22 protein-coding genes are annotated in these 21,889 nt (G+C 62.8%); 19 read left to right on the top strand and 3 right to left on the bottom strand.

Going from position 1 to position 21,889, the window contains the following annotated elements; translation table 11 throughout:
- The first annotated feature begins 106 nt into the window (after positions 1–106).
- The 14 genes from pyrH (at position 107) to M0D65_RS11375 (ending at position 14,046) form a co-directional block, all read left to right on the top strand.
- On the top strand, positions 107–820 hold the full coding sequence (pyrH, locus tag M0D65_RS11440; RefSeq protein ID WP_091013860.1) for a UMP kinase: 714 nt from the start codon (positions 107–109) through the stop codon (positions 818–820).
- Positions 821–918: 98 nt separating this feature from the next.
- Entirely contained in the window at positions 919–1,479 is a 561-nt protein-coding gene (frr, locus tag M0D65_RS11435) for a ribosome recycling factor (RefSeq protein ID WP_091013856.1), read from the top strand.
- 63 nt (positions 1,480–1,542) lie between these two features.
- Positions 1,543–2,325, top strand: coding sequence for a polyprenyl diphosphate synthase (gene uppS, locus M0D65_RS11430; protein WP_091013851.1), 783 nt, complete (start codon positions 1,543–1,545; stop codon positions 2,323–2,325).
- A complete protein-coding gene (locus M0D65_RS11425; protein WP_091013846.1) occupies positions 2,319–3,152 on the top strand; it encodes a phosphatidate cytidylyltransferase in 834 nt (277 codons plus the stop codon). The genes uppS and M0D65_RS11425 overlap by 7 nt, the downstream gene beginning before the upstream one ends.
- A 10-nt stretch (positions 3,153–3,162) precedes the next feature.
- Complete coding sequence (locus tag M0D65_RS11420; RefSeq protein WP_266252768.1) at positions 3,163–4,383, top strand: 1-deoxy-D-xylulose-5-phosphate reductoisomerase; 1,221 nt, start codon at positions 3,163–3,165, stop codon at positions 4,381–4,383.
- Positions 4,384–4,390: 7 nt separating this feature from the next.
- Positions 4,391–5,779: an RIP metalloprotease RseP gene (gene rseP, locus M0D65_RS11415; RefSeq protein WP_266252767.1), complete on the top strand. Its 1,389-nt coding sequence runs from the start codon at positions 4,391–4,393 to the stop codon at positions 5,777–5,779.
- Positions 5,780–5,846: 67 nt separating this feature from the next.
- Positions 5,847–8,150, top strand: a complete 2,304-nt coding sequence (gene bamA, locus M0D65_RS11410; protein WP_091013829.1) for an outer membrane protein assembly factor BamA — start codon at positions 5,847–5,849, stop codon at positions 8,148–8,150.
- A 46-nt stretch (positions 8,151–8,196) separates the two neighbouring features.
- Positions 8,197–8,751: an OmpH family outer membrane protein gene (locus M0D65_RS11405; protein WP_266252956.1), complete on the top strand. Its 555-nt coding sequence runs from the start codon at positions 8,197–8,199 to the stop codon at positions 8,749–8,751.
- A gap of 29 nt (positions 8,752–8,780) precedes the next feature.
- Positions 8,781–9,860 carry a UDP-3-O-(3-hydroxymyristoyl)glucosamine N-acyltransferase gene (lpxD, locus tag M0D65_RS11400; RefSeq protein WP_266252765.1) on the top strand — a complete coding sequence of 360 codons (1,080 nt, stop codon included), beginning with the start codon at positions 8,781–8,783 and terminating at the stop codon, positions 9,858–9,860.
- A 108-nt stretch (positions 9,861–9,968) separates the two neighbouring features.
- Positions 9,969–10,436 (top strand): 3-hydroxyacyl-ACP dehydratase FabZ, encoded by a 468-nt coding sequence (gene fabZ / locus M0D65_RS11395; RefSeq protein WP_091013822.1) that lies wholly within the window; start codon positions 9,969–9,971, stop codon positions 10,434–10,436.
- 100 nt (positions 10,437–10,536) lie between these two features.
- Positions 10,537–11,325, top strand: a complete 789-nt coding sequence (gene lpxA, locus M0D65_RS11390; protein ID WP_266252764.1) for an acyl-ACP--UDP-N-acetylglucosamine O-acyltransferase — start codon at positions 10,537–10,539, stop codon at positions 11,323–11,325.
- Between the two features lie 3 nt (positions 11,326–11,328).
- Positions 11,329–12,507 carry a lipid-A-disaccharide synthase gene (gene lpxB / locus M0D65_RS11385; RefSeq protein ID WP_266252763.1) on the top strand — a complete coding sequence of 393 codons (1,179 nt, stop codon included), beginning with the start codon at positions 11,329–11,331 and terminating at the stop codon, positions 12,505–12,507.
- A complete protein-coding gene (gene rnhB, locus M0D65_RS11380; protein ID WP_266252762.1) occupies positions 12,504–13,205 on the top strand; it encodes a ribonuclease HII in 702 nt (233 codons plus the stop codon). The genes lpxB and rnhB overlap by 4 nt, the downstream gene beginning before the upstream one ends.
- A gap of 58 nt (positions 13,206–13,263) precedes the next feature.
- Positions 13,264–14,046, top strand: a complete 783-nt coding sequence (locus M0D65_RS11375; protein ID WP_266252761.1) for an RNA methyltransferase — start codon at positions 13,264–13,266, stop codon at positions 14,044–14,046.
- A 15-nt stretch (positions 14,047–14,061) separates the two neighbouring features.
- On the opposite strand, the gene M0D65_RS11370 is transcribed toward M0D65_RS11375, so the two are convergent.
- A complete protein-coding gene (locus M0D65_RS11370) occupies positions 14,062–14,877 on the bottom strand; it encodes a pyruvate, water dikinase regulatory protein (RefSeq protein WP_091013804.1) in 816 nt (271 codons plus the stop codon).
- Positions 14,878–15,245: 368 nt separating this feature from the next.
- Between M0D65_RS11370 and ppsA the strand changes: the two genes are divergently transcribed.
- The 3 genes from ppsA (at position 15,246) to M0D65_RS11355 (ending at position 19,242) form a co-directional block, all read left to right on the top strand.
- Positions 15,246–17,651 (top strand): phosphoenolpyruvate synthase, encoded by a 2,406-nt coding sequence (gene ppsA, locus M0D65_RS11365; protein ID WP_266252760.1) that lies wholly within the window; start codon positions 15,246–15,248, stop codon positions 17,649–17,651.
- Positions 17,652–17,798: 147 nt separating this feature from the next.
- Complete coding sequence (locus M0D65_RS11360) at positions 17,799–18,245, top strand: NfeD family protein (protein WP_266252759.1); 447 nt, start codon at positions 17,799–17,801, stop codon at positions 18,243–18,245.
- 67 nt (positions 18,246–18,312) lie between these two features.
- Complete coding sequence (locus M0D65_RS11355) at positions 18,313–19,242, top strand: SPFH domain-containing protein (protein WP_266252758.1); 930 nt, start codon at positions 18,313–18,315, stop codon at positions 19,240–19,242.
- Positions 19,243–19,375: 133 nt separating this feature from the next.
- Here M0D65_RS11355 and smpB read toward each other — a convergent pair whose 3' ends face one another.
- Positions 19,376–19,822: an SsrA-binding protein SmpB gene (gene smpB, locus M0D65_RS11350; RefSeq protein WP_091013792.1), complete on the bottom strand. Its 447-nt coding sequence runs from the start codon at positions 19,820–19,822 to the stop codon at positions 19,376–19,378.
- A gap of 100 nt (positions 19,823–19,922) precedes the next feature.
- On the opposite strand from smpB, the gene M0D65_RS11345 reads away from it, so the two are divergent.
- Together M0D65_RS11345 and M0D65_RS11340 are read left to right on the top strand one after the other, a co-directional pair.
- Positions 19,923–20,360 (top strand): type II toxin-antitoxin system RatA family toxin, encoded by a 438-nt coding sequence (locus M0D65_RS11345; RefSeq protein WP_091013789.1) that lies wholly within the window; start codon positions 19,923–19,925, stop codon positions 20,358–20,360.
- Entirely contained in the window at positions 20,357–20,689 is a 333-nt protein-coding gene (locus tag M0D65_RS11340; RefSeq protein WP_266252757.1) for an RnfH family protein, read from the top strand. Before M0D65_RS11345 ends, M0D65_RS11340 begins: the two co-directional genes overlap by 4 nt.
- 36 nt (positions 20,690–20,725) lie before the next feature.
- Here the strand turns inward: M0D65_RS11340 and M0D65_RS11335 are convergent, their stop codons facing one another.
- A complete protein-coding gene (locus M0D65_RS11335) occupies positions 20,726–21,700 on the bottom strand; it encodes a DMT family transporter (RefSeq protein ID WP_266252756.1) in 975 nt (324 codons plus the stop codon).
- Positions 21,701–21,889: the final 189 nt, after the last annotated feature.

Raw genomic sequence — 21,889 nt, 5'->3', positions numbered from 1 at the left:
CACGGGCCTCGCAGGCCGTCAATTTGGCGGCCCTTGCCCGAACCGGCATTTCACCCCTACATTAGTCCCTTGTTGTTGCCCTGTTCCGCGCGATCTGGATACCCCTATGCCCACTGCCTACAAACGCGTTCTCCTCAAACTCTCCGGTGAAGCTCTGATGGGCGAGGATGCTTTCGGCATCAATCGCGCAACGATCGAAGGCATGGTGGCGGACGTGGCCGAGGTAGTGCGGCTGGGCACGCAGCTCGCGGTCGTGATCGGCGGCGGCAATATTTTCCGCGGTGTGGCGGGCGGCGCGGCCGGTATGGACCGTGCGACGGCCGACTACATGGGGATGCTCGCCACCATGATGAATGCGCTCGCGCTGCAGGATGCGATGCGTCACGCGGGCATTGAAGCGCGTGTGCAATCCGCGCTGCGCATGGACCAGGTGGTCGAGCCGTACATTCGCCCGCGGGCAATCCGCCAGCTTGAGGAAGGCAAGGTCGTGATCTTCGCGGCCGGTACCGGCAATCCGTTTTTCACGACCGACACCGCAGCGGCGTTGCGCGGTTCGGAAATCGGCGCGGAAGTCGTGCTGAAGGCGACCAAGGTCGACGGCGTCTATTCGGCTGATCCGAAGAAAGACCCGAGCGCGACGCGCTACACGACGATCAGCTTCGACGAAGCGATCGGTCGCAACCTGCAGGTGATGGACGCGACGGCCTTTGCGCTGTGCCGCGACCAGAAGCTGCCGATCCGCGTGTTCTCGATTCTCAAGCCGGGCGCGCTCAAACGTATCGTGCAGGGCGAGGACGAGGGCACCCTCGTCCACGTGTAAACTCCCTGTCAGAAAATGTGGGTTCGAACGCGGGCCCGGGTCGCCGCTTTACGCGCGCTGGCTGGCCCGCACCGTTTTGAAGGTTCGGAGGTTTAAATATGTCTGTAGCTGACGTCAAGAAGGGCGCTGAGCAGAAAATGCTGCGCTCGATCGATGCATTCAAGAACGATCTGTCGAAGATCCGCACGGGCCGTGCGCATACGGGCCTGCTCGATCACATCCAGGTCGATTACTACGGCTCGCCGGTGCCGATCTCGCAGGTCGCGAACATGACGCTCGTGGACGCGCGCACGATCGGCGTGCAGCCGTGGGAAAAGAAGATGGTGCAGGTGGTCGAGAAGGCGATCCGCGAATCGGATCTGGGCCTGAACCCGGCTACCTCGGGCGACCAGATCCGCGTACCGATGCCCGCGCTCACCGAAGAGCGCCGCCGCGAACTGACGAAGGTCGTCAAGAGCGAAGCCGAGACGGCCAAGATCGCGGTGCGCAACCTGCGGCGCGATGCCAACGAGCAACTGAAGAAGCTCGTGAAAGACAAGGATATCTCCGAGGACGACGAGCGCCGCGCCAGCGACGACGTCCAGAAGCTGACGGACAAGTTCGTCACGGAGATCGACAAGCTCGTGCAAACGAAAGAAGCCGAGATCATGACGGTGTGATGCCTCAGGCATCGGCACCTTCAAGGTCCACTCTTCTTCATTGCAGCCATTGCTCCGACGGCCATGACCTATACCAGCTCAACCGTGCGCGTGCCTGACGTCGCAGCGGTGCCGCGACATATCGCGATCATCATGGACGGTAACGGCCGCTGGGCGACGCAGCGTCGCCTGCCGCGCGTGGCGGGCCATACGCGCGGCGTCGATGCGGTGCGCGCCACCGTTGAAGCGTGTGCGCGGCAAGGCGTCGAATACCTGACGCTGTTCGCGTTCAGCTCGGAGAACTGGCGGCGTCCTACGGATGAAGTCTCGTTCCTGATGCGTCTGTTCGTCACCGCGCTCGAACGCGAAGTCGGCAAGCTGCATGCGAACGGTATTCGCCTGCGTGTGGTCGGCGACCTGTCGATGTTCGACCGGCGCATCCAGGACCTGATCCGCCGCGCGGAAACCAAGACCGCGCGCAATACGCGTCTCACGCTGACCATCGCGGCGAACTACGGCGGTCGCTGGGACATCATGCAGGCGACGCGCAAGCTCGCCGAGCAATCGGCGGTTGCGGGCCACGCCGTCGAAGTGACCGAGGAATCGTTTGCCGAACATCTGGCGATGGCGTACGCGCCCGAGCCCGACCTGTTCATCCGCACCGGCGGCGAGCAACGCGTCAGCAACTTCCTGCTGTGGCAACTGGCCTACACCGAGTTCTATTTCACCGATACCTTCTGGCCGGACTTCGACGCCGACGCCCTCGGCCATGCCATCGCTTCCTATACGGAACGCGAGCGCCGCTTCGGCCGCACGAGCGCCCAGCTCGAGCCGCAATCGCAAAACGCCGACTCGCTTCCATGCTAAAGACCCGTGTCATCACGGCGATTGTCCTGCTCGCAGTGTTCCTGCCGGTCACGCTGTTTGCGCCGGTGGGCGCGTTCGGCGCGCTGATCGCCTTCGTCGTCGTGTTCGCCGCGTGGGAGTGGGCGCGCCTGCTCAAGGTGGGCGGCGCCGGGCCGGTGGTCTATGCGCTCGTGACGGCGGCCGCGCTTGTCGCGAGTACGCGTCTTGGGACCGGCATGCAGTTGCCCCGACCGCTCTTCCAGGCGGCAGGCGTATTCTGGGTGCTGGCCGGGCCGTTCGTGTTGTTACGCAAGCCCACGCTCGCGCAAGGCGCATGGCGTCTGTTTCTGTTCGTCGCGGGGATCGTGGCGTTCGTTGCCTGCTGGCATGCGCTCGTTGCCGCCCGCATGGCCGGCGTACCGTTTGTTCTGTCCCTGCTGCTTTTGGTGTGGCTCGCCGACATAGGCGCATACTTCGCGGGGAAAGCATTTGGTCGCCGTAAGCTTGCTCCCACGATCAGTCCCGGCAAGAGCTGGGAAGGTGCAATCGGCGGCTGGGTGACGGTGATGATCGTGGCCGGCGTGGCGATTGCGCTGCACGCATTCGAACCCACGCTGTATTCCGCGTTGTTCGCGCAGTTCGGTGCAGTACGCACCATCGCGACGTTGACCGTGCTGGTCGCGTTCAGCGTGATCGGCGACCTGTTCGAATCGCTGCTGAAGCGCCAGGCCGGCGTGAAAGATTCAAGTGGCCTGCTGCCGGGACATGGTGGCGTGCTCGACCGCATCGACGCATTGTTGCCGGTGCTGCCGCTCGCCATGCTGCTGTTGCCGCCGACGCTCGGCTAGAGAAAGAGACATGCACAAACGATTAACTTTGCTCGGTTCCACGGGCTCGATTGGAGACAGCACGCTCGACGTCGTCGCGCGTCATCCCGAGCGCTTCTCGATCTACGCGCTGAGCGCGCATCGCAACGGCGACAAGCTCGTCGAGCAGTGCCTGCGCTTTAGCCCCGAAGTGGCCGTGGTCGGCGACGCCGATACTGCCGCGCAGGTTGCGGCGAAGCTGCGGGCCGCCGGTTGCAAGACCGAGGTGACGTTCGGCGCGCAGGCGCTCGTCGACGTGTCGGAAAATGCCGCCTGCGATACGGTGGTGGCGGCGATCGTCGGCGCAGCCGGCCTTGCTCCTACGCTGGCGGCGGCGCGCGCCGGCAAACGCATCCTGCTCGCGAACAAGGAAGCGCTGGTGATGTCCGGCGCGATCTTCATGGACGCGGTGCGCGACCACGGCGCGGTCCTGCTGCCGGTCGACAGCGAACACAACGCGATTTTCCAGTGTCTGCCGCGCGAAGCCGCGCTGCACGGCGGCGTCTCGAAGATCCTTCTGACCGCGTCGGGTGGCCCGTTCCGCACGCGCGAACCGTCGACGCTCGTCGACGTCACCCCCGACGAAGCCTGCAAGCACCCGAACTGGGTGATGGGTCGCAAGATCTCCGTCGATTCAGCCACGATGATGAACAAGGGCCTCGAAGTGATCGAGGCGCACTGGCTGTTCGGCCTGCCGGGCGAACGGATCGAGGTGCTGATCCATCCGCAGAGCGTGATCCATTCGCTGGTGTCGTATGCGGACGGTTCGGTGCTCGCGCAGCTCGGCAACCCCGACATGCGTACGCCGATCGCGCACGCGCTGGCCTTTCCGGAGCGCGTCGATTCCGGCGTCGCGCCGCTCGACCTCGTACAGGTCGCGTCGCTGTCGTTCGAGAAACCCGATTACGCACGTTTCCCGTGTCTGGCGCTCGCCATGAAGGCGCTTGCCGAGGGCGGCGTCGCGAGCGCCGCGTTGAACGCGGCGAACGAAGTCGCGGTGGAAGCGTTCCTCGCGCGCAAGATCGGCTTCATGGCGATTGCGCAGATCGTCGACGCCGTGCTGAATGCGCTGCCTAACCGCAGCGCCGGCAGCCTCGACGACGTGCTTGAGGCCGACGCCGCGGCGCGTCGTGCGGCGGCTGGTTTTGTCGCCGGTGCCTACAGTACAGGCGGCACAGGCAGCACCGGTCGCACGGAACGCGTGGCCCAGTGAGCCGACCATGAACCTGCTGATCGAACTCCTTGCCTTCGTGGTGGCGATCGGTGTGCTCGTCGTCGTACACGAGTTCGGCCATTACAGCGTCGCGCGTTTGTGCGGCGTGAAAGTACTGCGCTTCTCAATTGGTTTCGGCAAGCCGCTCGTGCAATGGGTCAGCGGTAAGACCGGTACGCAGTGGACGATTGCCGCGTTGCCGCTGGGCGGCTACGTGAAGATGCTCGACGAGCGTGAAGAGGGTGTACCCATCCCCACCGCCGAGCTGCCGCATGCCTTCAACCGCCAGTCGGTCGGCAAACGGATCGCGATTGTCGCGGCCGGTCCGATCGCCAATTTCCTGCTCGCTATCGTGCTGTTCGCCGTGGTCTTTGCGACGGGCGTAACCGAGCCGGCGGCGATTGTCGCGACTCCGGCTCCGGATACCGTCGCAGCGCGCGCGGGCTTCGATGGCGGTGAAACGGTCGTGGCGGTGCGCGAAGGCGACGCGGGCGAGTCCGAACCCGTGCGCTCATGGTCCGATCTGCGCTGGAAGCTGCTCGGAGCGGCCTTCGACCACCGCCGCGTGGTACTGAGCGCGAAGGACGGCCGCGGCACCTTCGATTTCCCCGTCGACCTGCGCGGCGTGTCGGACAAGGACGTCGACGACGATTTCATGTCGCGGCTCGGTTTCGAGCCGGGCGGCGGGACATTGTCGGTGGCCGGTGTCGAGGCGGGTAGCGCGGCTCAACAGGCCGGATTGCAGCCGGGCGACAGGCTGCGCGCGATCGACGGCAAGCCGGCCGACAACGCCAGCACCTTCATCGCGGCCATCAAGGCACATGCGGGCAAGCCGGTCACCCTGCGGGTCGAACGCGGCGCCGAGAGACAGCAGCCCGGCACGCTCGAGAACATCGTGATCGTGCCCGTGGCCCGGCGCGACGAGACGACGGGCCAGGACGTCGGCCGCATCGGCGCCGAACTGGCCACCCAGGTGCCGTCGCTCGAAGTCCGTTATGGTCCGCTCGAAAGCATGCAACTGGGCGCGCGCCGCACGTGGGACCTCAGTGTTTACTCGCTGCGAATGTTCGGCCGGATGATCGTCGGCGAGGCCTCGCTGAAGAATCTGTCGGGCCCGGTGACGATTGCGGATTACGCAGGCAAGAGCGCGCGACTCGGTCCGTCGGCCTTTTTATCGTTCCTCGCGCTCGTCAGTATTAGTCTCGGCGTGCTCAACCTGTTACCAATTCCGGTTTTGGACGGGGGGCATCTGTTATATTATTTGGTTGAAGCTGTAACCGGCAAGGTTGTATCCGATCGCTGGCAGCTCGTTCTGCAGAGAGCGGGACTCGCCTGCATCGTCGCATTGTCGGCGATTGCGCTTTTCAACGATCTGGCTCGTTTAATCCATTTTTAAAGTGTCCGGCGGCGTTCACGATGACGACCGTCTGACCTGATGCAGCTATACACACTGGGGAAGCACGTTGTTTAAACCTCATCGCTTGGTACCTAAGACTGTTGTAGCCGCGGCATTCGCCGCGCATGGGCTGGTGGCTCACGCGACGACACCATTCGTGGTGCAGGACATCCGGATCGAGGGGCTGCAACGCGTCGAAGCCGGCACGGTGTTCTCATATCTGCCGATCAAGCAAGGCGATACATTCAGCGACGACAAGGCTTCCGAAGCGATCCGCGCGCTGTACGCGACGGGTTTCTTCAACGACGTCAAGATCGCGACCGAAGGCAACGTCGTGATCGTGCAGGTGCAGGAACGTCCTGCCATCGGCACGATCGACTTCTCCGGCATCCACGAATTCGACAAGGACAACCTGACCAAGGCGCTGCGCGCGGTCGGTTTGTCGCAAGGTCGTTACTACGACAAGGCGCTCGTCGACAAGGCCGAGCAGGAACTGAAGCGCCAGTACCTGACGCGCGGCTACTACGCAGCCGAAGTCACGACCACGGTCACGCCGATCGACCGCAATCGCGTGTCGCTGCTGTTCTCGGTGATCGAAGGGCCGAGCGCGAAGATCCGCCAGATCAACTTCATCGGTAACAAGGCGTTCAGCACGAGCACGCTGCGCGACGAGATGCAGCAGTCCACACCGAACTGGTTCTCGTGGTACACGAAGAACGATCTGTACTCGAAGGAAAAGCTCACCGGCGACCTCGAAAACATCCGCTCGTACTACCTGAATCGCGGCTATCTCGAGTTCAACATCGACTCGACGCAGGTGTCGATTTCGCCGGACAAGAAGGACATGTACCTGACGGTGACGCTGCACGAAGGCGAGCCGTACACGATTTCGAGCATCAAGCTGGGCGGTAACCTGCTGGACCGCGAGGCGGAGCTCACCAAGCTGATCAAGATCAAACCGGGCGATCGCTTCTCGGCCGAAAAACTGCAGGCCACGACGAAGACGATCGTCGACAAGCTCGGCGAGTATGGTTATGCGTTCGCCACCGTGAACGCGTTGCCGCAGATCGACCAGGAGCATCACAAGGTCGACCTCACGCTGCAGGTCGATCCGAGCCGCCGCGTGTATGTGCGGCGCATCAACGTGGTCGGCAACACGCGCACGCGCGACGAAGTCGTGCGCCGCGAAATGCGCCAGCTCGAAAGCTCGTGGTTCGATTCGAACCGGCTCGCGCTGTCGAAGGACCGGATCAACCGTCTCGGCTACTTCACCGACGTCGACGTCACGACGATCCCGGTGGAAGGCACGCCCGACCAGGTCGACGTGGACGTCAAGGTGACCGAGAAGCCGACCGGCGCGATTACGCTGGGCGCGGGCTTTTCGTCGACGGACAAGGTCGTGCTGTCGGCGGGGGTGTCGCAGGACAACGTGTTCGGTTCGGGTACGAGCCTGTCGGTCAACGTCAACACCGCCAAGACGTACCGCACGCTGACGGTCACCCAGGTCGACCCGTACTTCACGGTGGACGGCATCAAGCGGATCACCGACGTCTACTACCGCACGTATCAGCCGCTGTACTACTCGACCAATTCGAGCTTCCGCATCGTGACGGTGGGCGGCGACCTGAAGTTCGGTATTCCGTTTTCGGAAGTCGACACGGTGTACTTCGGCGCGGGCCTCGAGCAGAACACGCTCGACGTCGATTCGGCCACGCCGCAAAGCTACATCGACTACGTGAATAACTTCGGCCGCGTGTCGAACAACGTACCGCTCACAGTAGGCTGGTCGCGCGATGCGCGCGATAGCGCGCTCGTACCGAGCCGCGGCTACTTCACGCAGGCGAACGCCGAATACGGCACGCCGGCAGGGCGTACGCAATACTACAAGGCCGACGTTCAGGCGCAGTACTATTACTCGTTCGCACGCGGTTTCGTGCTCGGCCTGAACCTGCAGGGCGGCTACGGTAACGGGCTCGCCGGCAAGCCATATCCGATTTTCAAGAATTACTATGCGGGCGGTATCGGTTCGGTGCGGGGTTACGAGCCAAGCTCGCTGGGTCCGCGCGACGCGACGACGGGAGACCCGATCGGCGGTAACGAGATGGTGGTCGGCAATATCGAGTTGACGTTCCCGCTGCCGGGCACGGGCTACGACCGCACGCTGCGCGTCTTCACGTTCCTCGATGGCGGTAACGTCTGGGGTAACGAGGGCAACAGCGTCGGGGCGAACGGTCTGCGTTACGGCTACGGTGTCGGTCTGGCGTGGATCTCGCCGATCGGACCGTTGAAGCTGAGTCTCGGCTTCCCGCTGCAGAAGCACACCGGCGACCAGTATCAGAAATTCCAGTTCCAGATCGGGACAGCATTCTGATGAAGCAGGACGGAATCGGGCTCTTTACGGTATCGAGAGGATGACTTTGCAAACCGGTATGTTTTCGAAACGTGTGGCGTGCGCCTGGGCGCTGGCGATGACGATGACCTTGGGGGCGGGGATTGCGCACGCTCAGGTCGCGAGGATCGCCGCGGTCAATTCGGATCGCATCCTGCGCGAGTCCGCGCCGGCCAAGGCGGCGCAGGTCAAGCTCGAGGCCGAGTTCGCGAAGCGCGACAAGGACCTGCAGGACATGGCGCAGAAGCTGAAGAGCCTGTCCGATTCGCTCGACAAGAACGGCGCGTCGCTGTCGGCTCTCGATCGCGCGCAGAAGCAGCGCGACATCTCGCAGCTCGACACCGATTTCCAGCGCAAGCAGCGCGAATTCCGTGAAGACCTGAACCAGCGCCGCAACGAAGAACTCGCGGCGGTACTCGATCGCGCGAACAAGGTGATCAAGCAGATCGCCGAGCAGCAGCACTACGATCTGATCGTGCAGGAAGCGGTGTATGTCAGTCCGAGCATCGACATCACCGACCAGGTGCTGAAGGCACTGGCGGCGGCATCCGGCAACGGGGCGAGTGGTTCGTCGTCGAACTGAGCCCACTGAACAGCAGGAGCAGCACACGCATGGCATTTACGCTCGCGGACATCGTTGGGCAGTTCGGCGGTGAAGTCGTCGGCGACGCTTCGCACCGGGTCGGCAGTCTTGCGCCGCTCGATCAGGCCGCTCCTGACCAACTGGCGTTCCTCGCGAACCCGAAGTATCTGTCGCAGGTCGAGAGCACGCGTGCGGGCGCCGTGCTGATCAATGCCGACGATCTCGCGAAACTCGCATCGCGCGAGGGCCGCAACTTCATCGTCACACCGAATCCCTACGCGTATTTCGCGCGCATCGCCCAGACCTTCATCGATCTCGCCGCACCGAAGCCGGTGCCCGGCGTGCATCCGGGTGCAACCGTCGACCCATCGGCGCAGATCGCGGCGAGCGCAGTGATCGGACCGAACGTGACCGTCGAAGCCGGCGTGGTGATCGGCGAACGGGTCCGGCTCGATGCGAACGCATTTGTTGGGCGCGGCACGCAGATCGGCGCGGATGTGCATCTGTACCCGAACGTGACCGTGTACCACGGCTGCAAGCTCGGCGAGCGTGTCATCGTGCACGCTGGCGCAGTGATCGGCTCGGACGGTTTTGGCTTCGCCCCCGACTTCGTAGGCGAAGGCGACGCGCGTACCGGCAACTGGGTCAAGATTCCGCAGGTGGGCGGCGTGTCGATCGGGCCGGACGTCGAAATCGGCGCCAACACGACGATCGACCGCGGCGCGATGGCCGATACGGTGATCGAAGAGTGCGTGAAGATCGACAATCTCGTGCAGATCGGGCACAACTGCAAGGTCGGCGCTTACACGGTAATCGCCGGCTGTGCGGGGATTGCCGGTAGCACGACGATCGGCCGGCACTGCATGATCGGTGGCGCGGTCGGCATTGCGGGCCACGTCACGCTGGCTGACTACGTGATCGTCACCGCGAAATCGGGCGTGTCGAAATCGCTGCTGAAACCCGGCATGTACACGAGCGCGTTCCCGGCCGTCGATCACGCCGACTGGAACCGGAGTGCTGCCATAATGCGCAACCTCGACAAGCTGCGAGACCGCATCAAGGCGCTCGAAGCGGCCACGGCCGCGCAGGCCTCAACGGACAAGGCGTAAAGCCATGCGGCGGCTGGAACAGGAGACCGGCCGCAGCTTGTGTGACCAACCTCCCTGCACCAGCATCCGCAGTCATCGTCGCGCGATCCACGCGTGAGCAGAAACACCATGAGCACCGAAAAAATCAATCTCGATATCCACAAGATTCTCACGCTACTGCCGCACCGTTATCCGATCCTGCTGGTGGACCGGGTGCTCGAACTCGAGCCGCACAAGAGCATCAAGGCGCTGAAGAACGTGACGATCAACGAGCCGTACTTCACGGGGCACTTTCCGAAGCGTCCGGTGATGCCGGGCGTGCTCATCCTCGAAGCGCTGGCCCAGACGGCTGCGCTTCTGACGTTCTCGGAAGAGCCGCACGATCCCGAGAGCACGCTGTATCTGTTCGTCGGCATCGACAACGCGCGCTTCAAGCGCATCGTCGAACCGGGCGATCAACTGATGCTGCACGCGTCGCTCGAGCGGCACATGCGCGGCATCTGGAAGTTCAAGGCGCGCGCGGAAGTGGACGGCGCAGTGGCGGCGGAAGCCGACCTGATGTGCGCGGTCCGGCAGTCGGATAGCGACAGTCAGTAATTTCGTTGTCGATGCCGGCAGGCGGATGCCGCCGGCGCGAGAAGCGGCAGTGCGGCACGGCGGCTTCGAGACAACCCAACGGCAACAGTAGCGAGGACGCATGAGCAGGATTCATCCCACTGCGATCGTCGAGCCCGGTGCAACGCTCGACGAAACGGTCGAAGTCGGACCCTATGCGATCGTCGGCGCTCACGTGACGATTGGCGCACGCACGACGATCGGTTCGCATAGCGTGATCGAAGGTCATACGACGATCGGCGAGGACAACCGCATCGGCCACTATGCATCGGTCGGTGGACGGCCGCAGGACATGAAGTACAAGGACGAGCCGACACGGCTCGAGATCGGCCACCGCAACACGATCCGCGAATTCACGACGATCCACACGGGCACCGTGCAGGACGGCGGCGTGACGACGCTCGGCGACGACAACTGGATCATGGCGTATGTGCACATCGGTCACGACTGTCACGTCGGCAGCAACGTGATCCTGTCGAGCAATGCGCAGATGGCCGGACACGTGACGATCGGCGATTTCGCGATCATCGGTGGCATGTCGGGCGTGCACCAGTTCGTGCGCATCGGCGCGCATTCAATGTTGGGCGGTGCCTCGGCGCTCGTGCAGGACGTCCCGCCGTTCGTGATCGCCGCGGGCAACAAGGCGGAGCCGCACGGCATCAACGTCGAAGGGCTGCGTCGCCGCGGTTTCTCGGCCGATGCGATCTCCGCGCTGCGCACGGCGTACCGCGTGCTGTACAAGAACGGCCTGTCGCTCGAAGAGGCGAAAGTGCAGTTGCGCGAACTCGCATCGGCGGGCGGTGACGGCGACGAAGCGGTGAAGGCGTTTGCCGACTTCGTCGAAGTCTCGCAACGCGGCATCATCCGCTAGGCGATGGCGCTGCAACCCGGTCCCTTTCGTTCTCCGCGGCTCGCCATGGTGGCCGGCGAGCCGTCCGGCGACCTGCTTGCGGCATCGCTGCTCGACGGGCTGGCCAGTCGCCTGCCCGACGGCACGCAGTACTACGGCATCGGCGGTCCGCGCATGGCTGCGGCGGGCTTCGACGCGCACTGGCCGCTGGAAAAGCTGACGGTGCGCGGCTATGTCGAGGTGCTCAAACATATTCCCGAAATTCTCGGCATCCGCAACGACCTGAAACGGCAACTACTCGCCGAACCACCCGATGTGTTCATCGGCGTCGATGCACCCGATTTCAACTTCAGCCTCGAACACGCGCTGCGCGACGCGGGCATTCCGACCATTCATTTCGTTTGCCCGTCGATCTGGGCGTGGCGCGGCGGCCGGATCAAGAAGATCGCGAAAGCCGTCGACCACATGCTGTGCGTGTTTCCGTTCGAAACCGCGCTGCTCGAAAAGGCTGGCGTTGCCGCGACCTACGTCGGCCATCCGCTCGCCGACGAAATCCCGCTCGAACCCGACACGGCCGGCGCGCGCCGCGCGCTCGGGCTGCCGGAAAGCGGACCGGTGATCGCGGTGCTGCCGGGCAGCCGGCGCTCGGAAATCGAGTTGATCGGGCCGACGTTCTTCGCGGCGATGGCGTTGATGCAGCAGCGCGAACCGGGTGTCCGCTTCGTGATGCCGGCTGCGACCCCGGCGCTGCGCGCGCAGTTGCAGCCGCTCGTCGATGTGCATCCGCAGCTTGCGCTAACGCTCACCGACGGCCAGTCGCAGCAGGCGATGACCGCGGCCGACGCGATTCTCGTCAAGAGCGGCACGGTTACGCTCGAAGCGGCGCTGCTGAAAAAGCCGATGGTGATCTCATACAAGGTGCCCTGGTTGACCGGGCAGATCATGCGCAGCCAGGGCTATCTGCCGTACGTCGGGTTACCGAACATCCTGGCCGGACGCTTCGTGGTGCCGGAAATCCTGCAGCACTTCGCGACGCCAGAAGCGCTCGCCGACGCGACGCTACAGCAGTTGCGCGACGAAACGAACCGGTGCACGCTGACGGAAATTTTCACGGAGATGCATCACGTGCTGAAGCAGAACACCGCGCAGCGTGCGGCAGAAGCGGTCGTGAACGTGCTCGGTGCGCGCGGGGTGTCGCGGTGACGGTTACCCGGCCTGCACGCCGGCGCAATGCTGCTGCGGCCGCGGATCAGAGTGGGCTCGCCTTCGACTCGCCTGACGAGCTGGTTTGCGGGGTCGACGAAGCAGGGCGCGGACCGCTCGCCGGGCCGGTGGTTGCGGCGGCAGTGATCCTCGATCCACAGCATTGCATCCTCGGGCTCGACGATTCGAAGGTACTGAGCGCGAAAAAACGCGAAGAGTTGTACACCAAGATCGTCGAACACGCGCTGGCCTGGTGCGTCGCATCCGCCTCGGTCGAAGAAATCGATACGCTCAACATCCTGCACGCCACGATGCTCGCGATGAAGCGCGCGGTCGAAGGCCTGAAGATCGTGCCCACGCTTGCGAAGATCGACGGCAATCGCTGCCCGGTGCTGAGTGTGCGGAGCGTTGCGATTGTCGGCGGCGATGCGCTGGTGCCGAGCATTTCGGCGGCGTCGATTCTGGCGAAGGTCACGCGCGACCGCATGCTGCTCGAACTGCATCAGACCTTTCCGCACTACGGCTTCGATGCGCATGCCGGCTACGGCACACCGCAGCATCTCGCGGCGCTGCGCGAGCATGGGCCGTGCGAGCATCATCGGCGCTCGTTTGCCCCGGTGCGTGAGGCGCATGTGCTCTTCGGCGGTCGTGTTGTCGCGCCAGTAGTAGCGCAGGCGCCCGACGAAGCTCCTTTCTGATCCCGCCGCCATCGGCGGCTTTTTCTATCTCTACCGTTTCCTACTGTTAGCGCTGCCTGTGAAAGCCATCACGTCGCGGGACAATCCGCTCTACAAACGTCTGAAGGCGCTGGCCGGTTCGACGCATCAGCAGCGCCGCAGCGGGCATGCGCTGCTCGAAGGGTTTCATCTCGCGAGTGCGTATCTCGACGTGGCCGGGCAGCCGGAAACCTGCATCGTGACCGAAGGCGCGCTGCATCATGCCGAAGCACAGGCGATCGTCGGACGGATCGACGAGCAGCGCGTCGTGACGCTGCCGGACGCGTTATTCGGGCAACTGTCGAATGTCGTGAGCGGGGTAGGGATGCTGCTGCTGGTCGAGCGGCTCGTTGCACCGTTGCCCGAGCGTGTGACACAGACCTGCGTTGTGCTCGACGGCGTGCAGGATGCAGGCAACGTCGGCTCGATCCTGCGCAGCGCGGCGGCGGCCGGTGTGGCCCACGTGTTCTGTGCGCCCGGTACCGCGTATGCGTGGTCGTCGAAGGTGCTGCGCTCGGGAATGGGCGCGCATTTCCTGCTGCAAATCCACGAAGACGTCGAGGCGCAGGCGTTGATCGAGCGGCTTGCAGTGCCTGCCGTGATGACCGATTCGCACGGTGCCGACGCGATCTATGACACGGACCTGTCGGGACCGCTTGCATGGGTGTTCGGCAATGAAGGGGCGGGTGTCTCGGCGCCGTGGCGCGATGCGCACACACGCCGCGTGACGATCCCTCAGCCAGGCGGTATGGAGTCGCTGAACGTTGCAGCGGCCGCCGCGATATGCCTGTTCGAGCAATGCAGGCAGCAGCGCGTTGCATGAGTCATTGTTTGGGCGTTAGTACGCAGGCTTGTCGAGCTTGATTTCCTGCAGGATCGTCGTCGCGATTTCCTCGATCGACTTATGCGTCGACGACAACCACTTGACGCTCTCGCGTCGCATCATCCCCTCTGCCTCATTGATCTCGTAGCGACAGTTTTCGAGCGCCGCGTACTTGCTGCCGGGCCGGCGTTCGTTGCGGATTTCCGAAAGCCGCTGCGGATCGATCGATAGACCGAACATCTTCTGCCGATGCGCCAGCAACGGAGTGGGCAGTTTGCCGCGCTCGAAGTCTTCGGGAATCAGCGGATAGTTGGCTGCTTTCACACCGTATTGCATCGCGAGGTACAGGCTCGTCGGTGTCTTGCCGCTGCGCGATACGCCGACGAGGATCACGTCCGCATCGGCGAGATTGCGGTTCGACTGGCCGTCGTCGTGTGCGAGCGAGAAATTGATCGCCTCGATGCGGTTCTTGTATTCCTCGGTGTCGGCGTTCTGGTGGCCGCGACCCATCGCGTGGCTCGACTTCAGTTCGAGTTCCTGTTCGAGCGGTTCGACGAAGGTCTGGAACATGTCGAGCACAAGCGCATTCGAGCCTTTCACAATCTGGTTCGACGCGCTGTTGACGAGCGTTGTGAACACGATCGGCCGACGCCCTTCAACCTGACCCGCTTCGTTGATCTTCTCGAGCGTCGCATACGCTTTTTCCGTCGAGTCGACGAAGGGCACGCGAACCAGACGGAATTTCTGGTCGAACTGGGAGAGGATCGAATGCGCGAAGGTTTCGGCAGTGATCCCGGTACCGTCGGAGACGATGAATACGGTGGGCGGCATCGGCGGGTGGAAAACGTAAATACGTGTAAGCACGCGGAATTTCGAGGCGCAATTCTCGTCCGACTGTCACATTTCAGGAGTCGGCACGGTAGAATAGCGGCAACTTGTTGGATAAGCAATTGCAGGCGAACCGCCGCCCATATTCGGCTAACCCCGTTCTTTTTGCCGGTAATTTGCGTGGTTTGCTTTCAAAAGCGTCGAAATTTCCGTTTCGTCGCGCAGTTGTCTCATGCGGCCTCATCTGGGCCGAAGAGCAAGGCGATTGCTTCTCCAACAGGTTGTGCAAGGCGCGTCGACCGCTTCTTATAAGCGCACGCGTTCAAGCCCACTTGCGCAACCGTGTATTTCTTCCACACTTAGGGGCTTGTATGACTAACGCTGTTAACGTCGCAAAGGATCAGGCGTATGTAATTCCGTTCGAGCAGTTGCGGATGACCGACGTGGAAATCGTCGGTGGCAAGAACGCGTCGCTTGGCGAGATGATCAGTCAACTCGCGCAAGCAGGCGTGCGCGTGCCGACCGGTTTCGCGACCACCGCACTCGCTTTCCGCGATTTCCTGCATCACAACACGCTGACCGAACGCATCGCCAAACGTCTCGAAACGCTCGATGTCGACGACGTGAAAGCGCTCGCCGAAGCGGGCAAGGAAATCCGTCAATGGATCGTCGACGCGCCGCTGCAACCGCGCCTCGAAGAGGAGATCCGCGTCGGTTTCGACACGCTCAAGCAAAGCTCGCCGGAAGAACTGTCGTTCGCGGTCCGCTCGTCGGCCACGGCGGAAGATCTGCCGGACGCTTCGTTCGCGGGTCAGCAGGAGAGCTACCTGAACGTCGTCGGTATCGAAGACGTGCTCGATCGTATGAAGCACGTGTTCGCGTCGCTGTACAACGACCGCGCGATTTCCTACCGCGTCCACAAGGGCTTCACGCACGCTGAAGTGGCGTTGTCGGCGGGTGTGCAACGGATGGTTCGCTCGGACGTCGGCGCTGCCGGTGTGATGTTCACGCTCGACACCGAATCGGGTTTCAAGGACGCCGTGTTCATCACGTCGAGCTACGGTCTCGGCGAGACGGTCGTGCAGGGCGCCGTGAATCCTGACGAGTTCTACGTCTTCAAGACCACACTGGCTCAAGGCAAATACCCGATCATCCGTCGCTCGATCGGCTCGAAGCTGATCAAGATGGAATTCACGAAGGCTGGCGAAGCGGGCCGCGTGAAGACCGTCGACGTCGCGCACGAACAGCGCAACCGCTTTTCGATCACCGACGAAGACGTGATCGAACTCGCGAAGTACGCCGTGATCATCGAGCAGCACTACCAGCGCCCGATGGATATCGAGTGGGGCAAGGACGGCCGCGACGGCAAGATCTTCATCCTGCAGGCACGTCCTGAAACGGTGAAAAGCCAGGCCGCAGGCAAGGCCGAACAGCGCTTCAAGCTGAAGGGCCAGTCGCAGGTGATCGTCACCGGCCGCGCGATCGGCCAGAAGATCGGCGCAGGCCCCGTGCGCGTAATTCACGATCCGTCGGAGATGGAGCGTGTGCAACCCGGCGACGTGCTGGTCGCGGACATGACCGACCCGAACTGGGAGCCGGTCATGAAGCGCGCATCGGCGATCGTCACGAATCGCGGCGGGCGCACCTGCCACGCGGCGATCATTGCGCGCGAACTGGGTGTGCCGGCGGTGGTCGGTTGCGGCGATGCGACGGATCTGCTGAAGGACGGCGCGCTCGTCACCGTGTCGTGCGCGGAAGGCGATGAAGGCAAGATTTACGACGGCCTGCTCGAAACCGAAGTCACCGAAATTCAGCGCGGCGAACTGCCGCCGATCCCGGTGAAGATCATGATGAACGTCGGCAATCCGCAACTCGCGTTCGATTTCTCGCACCTGCCGAATGCAGGCGTCGGTCTCGCGCGGCTCGAGTTCATCATCAACAACAACATCGGCGTTCACCCGAAGGCGATTCTCGAGTATCCGCACATCGATCAGGACCTGAAGAAGGCGGTCGAAAGCGTTGCGCGCGGTCACGCATCGCCGCGTGCGTTCTACGTCGACAAGCTGACCGAAGGGATTGCGACGATTGCTGCGGCGTTCTATCCGAAGCCCGTTATCGTGCGTCTGTCGGACTTCAAGTCGAACGAGTACAAGAAGCTGATCGGCGGTTCGCGTTACGAGCCGGACGAAGAAAACCCGATGCTCGGCTTCCGTGGCGCATCGCGTTACATCGCCGAAGACTTCGCCGAAGCGTTCCACATGGAATGCATCGCGCTGAAGAAAGTGCGCGAGGAAATGGGCCTCGACAACGTCGAGATCATGGTGCCGTTCGTGCGTACGCTGAAGCAGGCGGAACGTGTGGTCGGCCTGCTCGAGAAGTTCGGGTTGAAGCGCGGCGAGAAGGGGCTGCGCCTGATCATGATGTGCGAAGTGCCGTCGAACGCGATTCTTGCCGAAGAATTCCTGCAATTCTTCGACGGTTTCTCGATCGGTTCGAACGACCTGACGCAGCTGACGCTGGGCCTCGATCGCGACTCCGGCATGGAACTGCTGGCCGTCGATTTCGACGAACGCGACCCGGCCGTCAAGTTCATGCTCAAGCGTGCGATCGAAACCTGTCTGCGGCTGAACAAGTATGTCGGCATCTGTGGTCAGGGCCCGTCGGATCATCCGGACTTCGCGCAATGGCTGACCGACGAAGGCATCGCTTCGATCTCGCTGAATCCCGATACCATTATCGAGACCTGGCAGGCGCTGGCGAAGTCGAGTGCACGCTGAGTACGATCAGGTGACGAACTGTACGCGGCATGTTGTCGCGTACGACAGCAAGCAGTAAGGCGTCGCCATTCACGACCGCAAATTAAGATGTGGTTCGTGCTATAAACACCCCGGTAGAGCCGGGGTGTTTTGTTTTGGGAGACCGATGTGGAGATAGGCGCACTGTGGTGGTGGGGCGCAGCGGGCGCGCTCCTCGTGCTGGAGTTGGTGAGCGGCACGTTCTATCTGTTGATGATCGCGTTGGGTTGCGTGGCCGGGGGGCTGGCGCATTGGGCCGGCGCTGCACCGCACTGGCAGTTCGCGTGCGGGGCGGTGGTGGCACTGGTCGCGGTGATCTTCTTGCGCCGCTCGCGTTTCGGCGGTCGACGTACACGTATCGATGCTGCTTCGGATCGGGATGTGAATCTCGACATCGGTGCCACGGTAACGGTCACCGAGTGGCATGACCGCCGGGCGCGCACGGATTACCGCGGTGCGCAATGGGACGTCGAGCTTGCCCCAGGCGAGCCCGAAGACGCGCGGCTCTACGAGATCACCGCACTGCAAGGCAGCCGTCTGATCGTAGCGGCGAGAAAGCAGCCCGAACAGGTGTGATAGCAAGATTCGCCGGTGCAGCCGCGGCTTGCTGGCGAACCATTATTCGAACTACTGAGGTACAGCCATGAATTTGACCATCATTGGGGTAATCCTGCTGCTCATCGTTTTCACGCTCATCGCGAAGACCGTCAAGATCGTGCCGCAGCAGCACGCATGGGTCCTCGAGCGGGTCGGTCGTTATCACGGCACGCTGACGCCGGGTCTGAACATCGTGTTGCCGTTTATCGACCGGATCGCCTACAAGCACGTGCTCAAGGAGATTCCGCTCGAAGTGCCGAGCCAGGTGTGTATCACACGCGACAACACACAGCTGCAGGTAGATGGCGTGCTGTACTTCCAGGTCACCGACGCGATGAAGGCGTCGTACGGATCGAGCAACTTCGTGTTCGCGATCACGCAGCTGTCGCAGACCACGCTGCGCTCTGTAATCGGTAAGCTCGAACTCGACAAGACTTTCGAGGAACGCGATTTCATCAATCACAGCATCGTGTCGTCGCTGGACCAGGCGGCGGCGAACTGGGGCGTCAAGGTGTTGCGCTACGAGATCAAGGACCTGACGCCGCCGAAGGAAATTCTCCACGCGATGCAGGCACAGATCACCGCCGAGCGTGAAAAGCGCGCACTGATTGCGGCATCGGAAGGGCGTAAGCAGGAGCAGATCAATATCGCATCGGGTGGCCGGGAAGCGTCGATCCAGAAGTCCGAGGGCGAACGGCAGGCCGCGATCAATCAGGCCCAGGGTCAGGCGTCGGCCATTCTGGCAGTCGCCGAGGCGAACGCACAGGCGATCCAGAAAATTGCCGCGGCGATCCAGTCGCAGGGCGGGATGGAAGCAGTGAACCTGAAGGTCGCCGAGCAGTACGTCAATGCGTTCGGCAATCTGGCGAAGCAGGGCAATACGTTGATCGTCCCCGGCAATCTCGCGGACATGAGCACGATGATCGCGTCGGCGCTGACCATCGTGAACAAGGGGAAGAGCGCGGACGTACGGTAACTGGATAAGCGGTTAAGCGGCTACGATTTAACCGCTAGAAAGACAACGGGCCCGCATCTGCGGGCCCGTTTCATGATGGATGGTTGTGCGGCCATAACCGCAACCGTGCCGCAGTGCGGCCGGCGGCAGCCCCTCACGTCGGATTGCGCATCAGTCGCGCCCGTTCGCGTTCCCAGTCGCGCTTTTTCTCGGTATCGCGCTTGTCGTGCGTCTTCTTGCCCTTCGCCAGACCGACTTCGCACTTCACGCGTCCGCCCTTGTAGTGGAAGTTCAGCGGCACGAGCGTGTAGCCGCGCTGCTCGACCTTGCCGATCAGCTTGCTGATTTCTTCGGCGTGCAGCAGCAGCTTGCGGGTGCGGACCGGGTCAGGGTGGATGTGCGTCGACGCTTCCGGCAATGGGCTGATGTGCGCGCCGATCAGGAACAGCTCGCCGTTGCGGATCACCACGTAGCCTTCCCGGATCTGGCCGCGCCCGGCGCGCAGCGCCTTGACCTCCCATCCCTCGAGCACGAGCCCTGCTTCGTAGCGGTCTTCGATGAAGTAATCGAAGAAGGCTTTTCTGTTGTCAATGATGCTCATTAATGGAAAGTGCCTAACTCGTTTAAAATTACGATTTTAGCAAAGCGGGGCCCGGAAAGGCCCGCCGCGCCAGCCCACCTCGCCGCGTGCTGTTCAATTTATGGCAGATGTCCAGAAAACCGTGTTGATTCGCCATTCGGCGGAACAGATGTTCGACCTCGTCACCGACGTCGCCGACTACCCCAATTTCCTTCCCTGGTGCGGTGGCGTCGACATTCGCCGCCAGGACGAGGGCGGCATGGAGGCGAGGATCGATATCAACTTCAAGGGCATCAAGCAGCATTTCGCGACTCGCAACACCCAGCAGCGGCCTACGCGGATCGATATGGAATTCACCGACGGGCCGTTTCGGAAGTTTACCGGCTACTGGCGTTTTACACCGTTACGCGCCGACGCGTGCAAGATCGAGTTTGCGCTGCACTACGAATTCGCGAACATCATCCTCGAAAAGATCATCGGCCCGGTATTCAGCCACATTGCGAACACGTTCGTCGAGTCTTTCGTGAAACGGGCCGACCAGCGGTACGGCAAGTCATGAGTACGTTGCTGTCGGTCGAGGTTTGCTACGCGCTGCCGCAGGCGCAGACGCTCGTGCCACTTAGCCTGCCTGCCGGTTCGACGCTCGAGCAGGCGATTGTCGCGAGCGGCCTGCTACAGTGGCATCCCGAGATCGATCTGACGAAGCAGAAGGTCGGTGTGTTCGGCAAACTGAAGCCGCTCGATGCCGTGCTGGCCGATCGCGACCGTGTCGAGATCTACCGGCCGCTCACCGTCGATCCGAAGACCGCACGGCAGCGGCGCGTCGAGAAAACACGTCGCGAAGGGTCGATCGAAGGGCGCAAGTGGTTGTCGAAGGATTCACGCTAGGGGTTCGTGCCTGATCACGCAGGCGGTACCTCAGATTCAGTGGGCTTGTGCCTGAGCTTTGTCCTCAATCGAAGTGCCCTGTGAGCCGCTTCCCGCATGCTGGCGCACCGACCAGCTCACACCCGCTACCAGCAGAACGATTGCAGCCGCTTCCAGCGGCCGTGGCAGCCGATGGTCGTAGATAAACGCGTAGAGCAGGGCAAACAACGTCTCGAAGACGATCAACTGGCCGGATAGTGTCAACGGGAGCCGTTTCGACGCTGCGTTCCAGAGCCCGTTGCCGAGCCACGACGCGCCGATGGCGAGGCCGAGATTGAGCAGCCAGAACAGGTGCCAGCGATCGGTTGCGAGCGGCACCTGGGCACTGCTGGACGGCAGCACGGCGATTACCAGCCATAACCCCGCGCCGAGCGCGCCGGTGACCACCCCCCATAGCACCGACCACTCGTTGCCGCTGAAATGCTCGAGACGCCTCAGGTAGCGTGCGTTTTCGCCTGCAAACCAGGTCCAGCATGCGAGTGCGCCGGTCGCGCAGGCAAGCCCGGCGAGTTTGGCGCCGAGCCCCGTGCTGCCGGCCTGCGCGGCCGTGAAGACATCGACGTTGATGCACGCGATGCCTGCGACGACCATTGCCAGCGGTAATGCAAGCCGCGAGAGCGGTACAGCGCCCCTATCGTGCCGCCCGAGCAGCGTCACAGTAACCGGCAGCACACCGACGATCAGCGAGGCCGGCGCAATGCCGACCAGATGCACGGCGCCCGTCAGCAGGATGTAGTAGAGCAGGTTGCCGATCAGCGCGAGCTTGATCAGAGCGATCAGGTCTGCGCGGGTCAGACGACGCAGCAGCGAGCGTGCCGCGGGCAACGCGGCGACCAGCGACACGATGCCGTACATCGTGTAGCGCCCTGCGCTCAGCAGTAGCGGCGAAAAATCGGCGAGCAGCCGCGGCACCAGAAAAACCATGCCCCATAACGCTCCGGCCAACACGCCGTAGGCAACTCCGCGCTGCATTGACTGCTCCGACATAACCCGGCCGATAAGGAAAAACGATGGGATGCAGGTTAGCGGCATGGGCGGGAGGGGTCTTGTTCAATCCTGCACTGCGGCGATTTCGCTTTGTCCCCGAGGTTTCCGTGGCGGGTCGCCGGCGACCGGGGCCGCCGCCCTGTGCCCGAACGCGCAAACGAAACCCGATCGAAC

It is taken from the genome of Paraburkholderia sp. CHISQ3, assembly GCF_030464945.1.
Taxonomy (GTDB): domain Bacteria; phylum Pseudomonadota; class Gammaproteobacteria; order Burkholderiales; family Burkholderiaceae; genus Paraburkholderia; species Paraburkholderia megapolitana.
Note: the sequence above shows the minus strand (reverse complement) of the source record. Positions and strands in the feature narration are given on the sequence as shown.

Bases quoted from the DNA above. Each gene is read 5' to 3' on its own strand.
- pyrH (WP_091013860.1), top strand. From the start codon at position 107: ATGCCCACTGCCTACAAACGCGTTCTCCTCAAACTCTCCGGTGAAGCT.
- frr (WP_091013856.1), top strand. From the start codon at position 919: ATGTCTGTAGCTGACGTCAAGAAGGGCGCTGAGCAGAAAATGCTGCGC.
- uppS (WP_091013851.1), top strand. From the start codon at position 1,543: ATGACCTATACCAGCTCAACCGTGCGCGTGCCTGACGTCGCAGCGGTG.
- M0D65_RS11425 (WP_091013846.1), top strand. From the start codon at position 2,319: ATGCTAAAGACCCGTGTCATCACGGCGATTGTCCTGCTCGCAGTGTTC.
- M0D65_RS11420 (WP_266252768.1), top strand. From the start codon at position 3,163: ATGCACAAACGATTAACTTTGCTCGGTTCCACGGGCTCGATTGGAGAC.
- rseP (WP_266252767.1), top strand. From the start codon at position 4,391: ATGAACCTGCTGATCGAACTCCTTGCCTTCGTGGTGGCGATCGGTGTG.
- lpxD (WP_266252765.1), top strand. From the start codon at position 8,781: ATGGCATTTACGCTCGCGGACATCGTTGGGCAGTTCGGCGGTGAAGTC.
- fabZ (WP_091013822.1), top strand. From the start codon at position 9,969: ATGAGCACCGAAAAAATCAATCTCGATATCCACAAGATTCTCACGCTA.
- lpxA (WP_266252764.1), top strand. From the start codon at position 10,537: ATGAGCAGGATTCATCCCACTGCGATCGTCGAGCCCGGTGCAACGCTC.
- lpxB (WP_266252763.1), top strand. From the start codon at position 11,329: ATGGCGCTGCAACCCGGTCCCTTTCGTTCTCCGCGGCTCGCCATGGTG.
- M0D65_RS11370 (WP_091013804.1), bottom strand. From the start codon at position 14,877: ATGCCGCCCACCGTATTCATCGTCTCCGACGGTACCGGGATCACTGCC.
- ppsA (WP_266252760.1), top strand. From the start codon at position 15,246: ATGACTAACGCTGTTAACGTCGCAAAGGATCAGGCGTATGTAATTCCG.
- M0D65_RS11355 (WP_266252758.1), top strand. From the start codon at position 18,313: ATGAATTTGACCATCATTGGGGTAATCCTGCTGCTCATCGTTTTCACG.
- smpB (WP_091013792.1), bottom strand. From the start codon at position 19,822: ATGAGCATCATTGACAACAGAAAAGCCTTCTTCGATTACTTCATCGAA.
- M0D65_RS11345 (WP_091013789.1), top strand. From the start codon at position 19,923: ATGGCAGATGTCCAGAAAACCGTGTTGATTCGCCATTCGGCGGAACAG.
- M0D65_RS11340 (WP_266252757.1), top strand. From the start codon at position 20,357: ATGAGTACGTTGCTGTCGGTCGAGGTTTGCTACGCGCTGCCGCAGGCG.
- M0D65_RS11335 (WP_266252756.1), bottom strand. From the start codon at position 21,700: ATGCAGCGCGGAGTTGCCTACGGCGTGTTGGCCGGAGCGTTATGGGGC.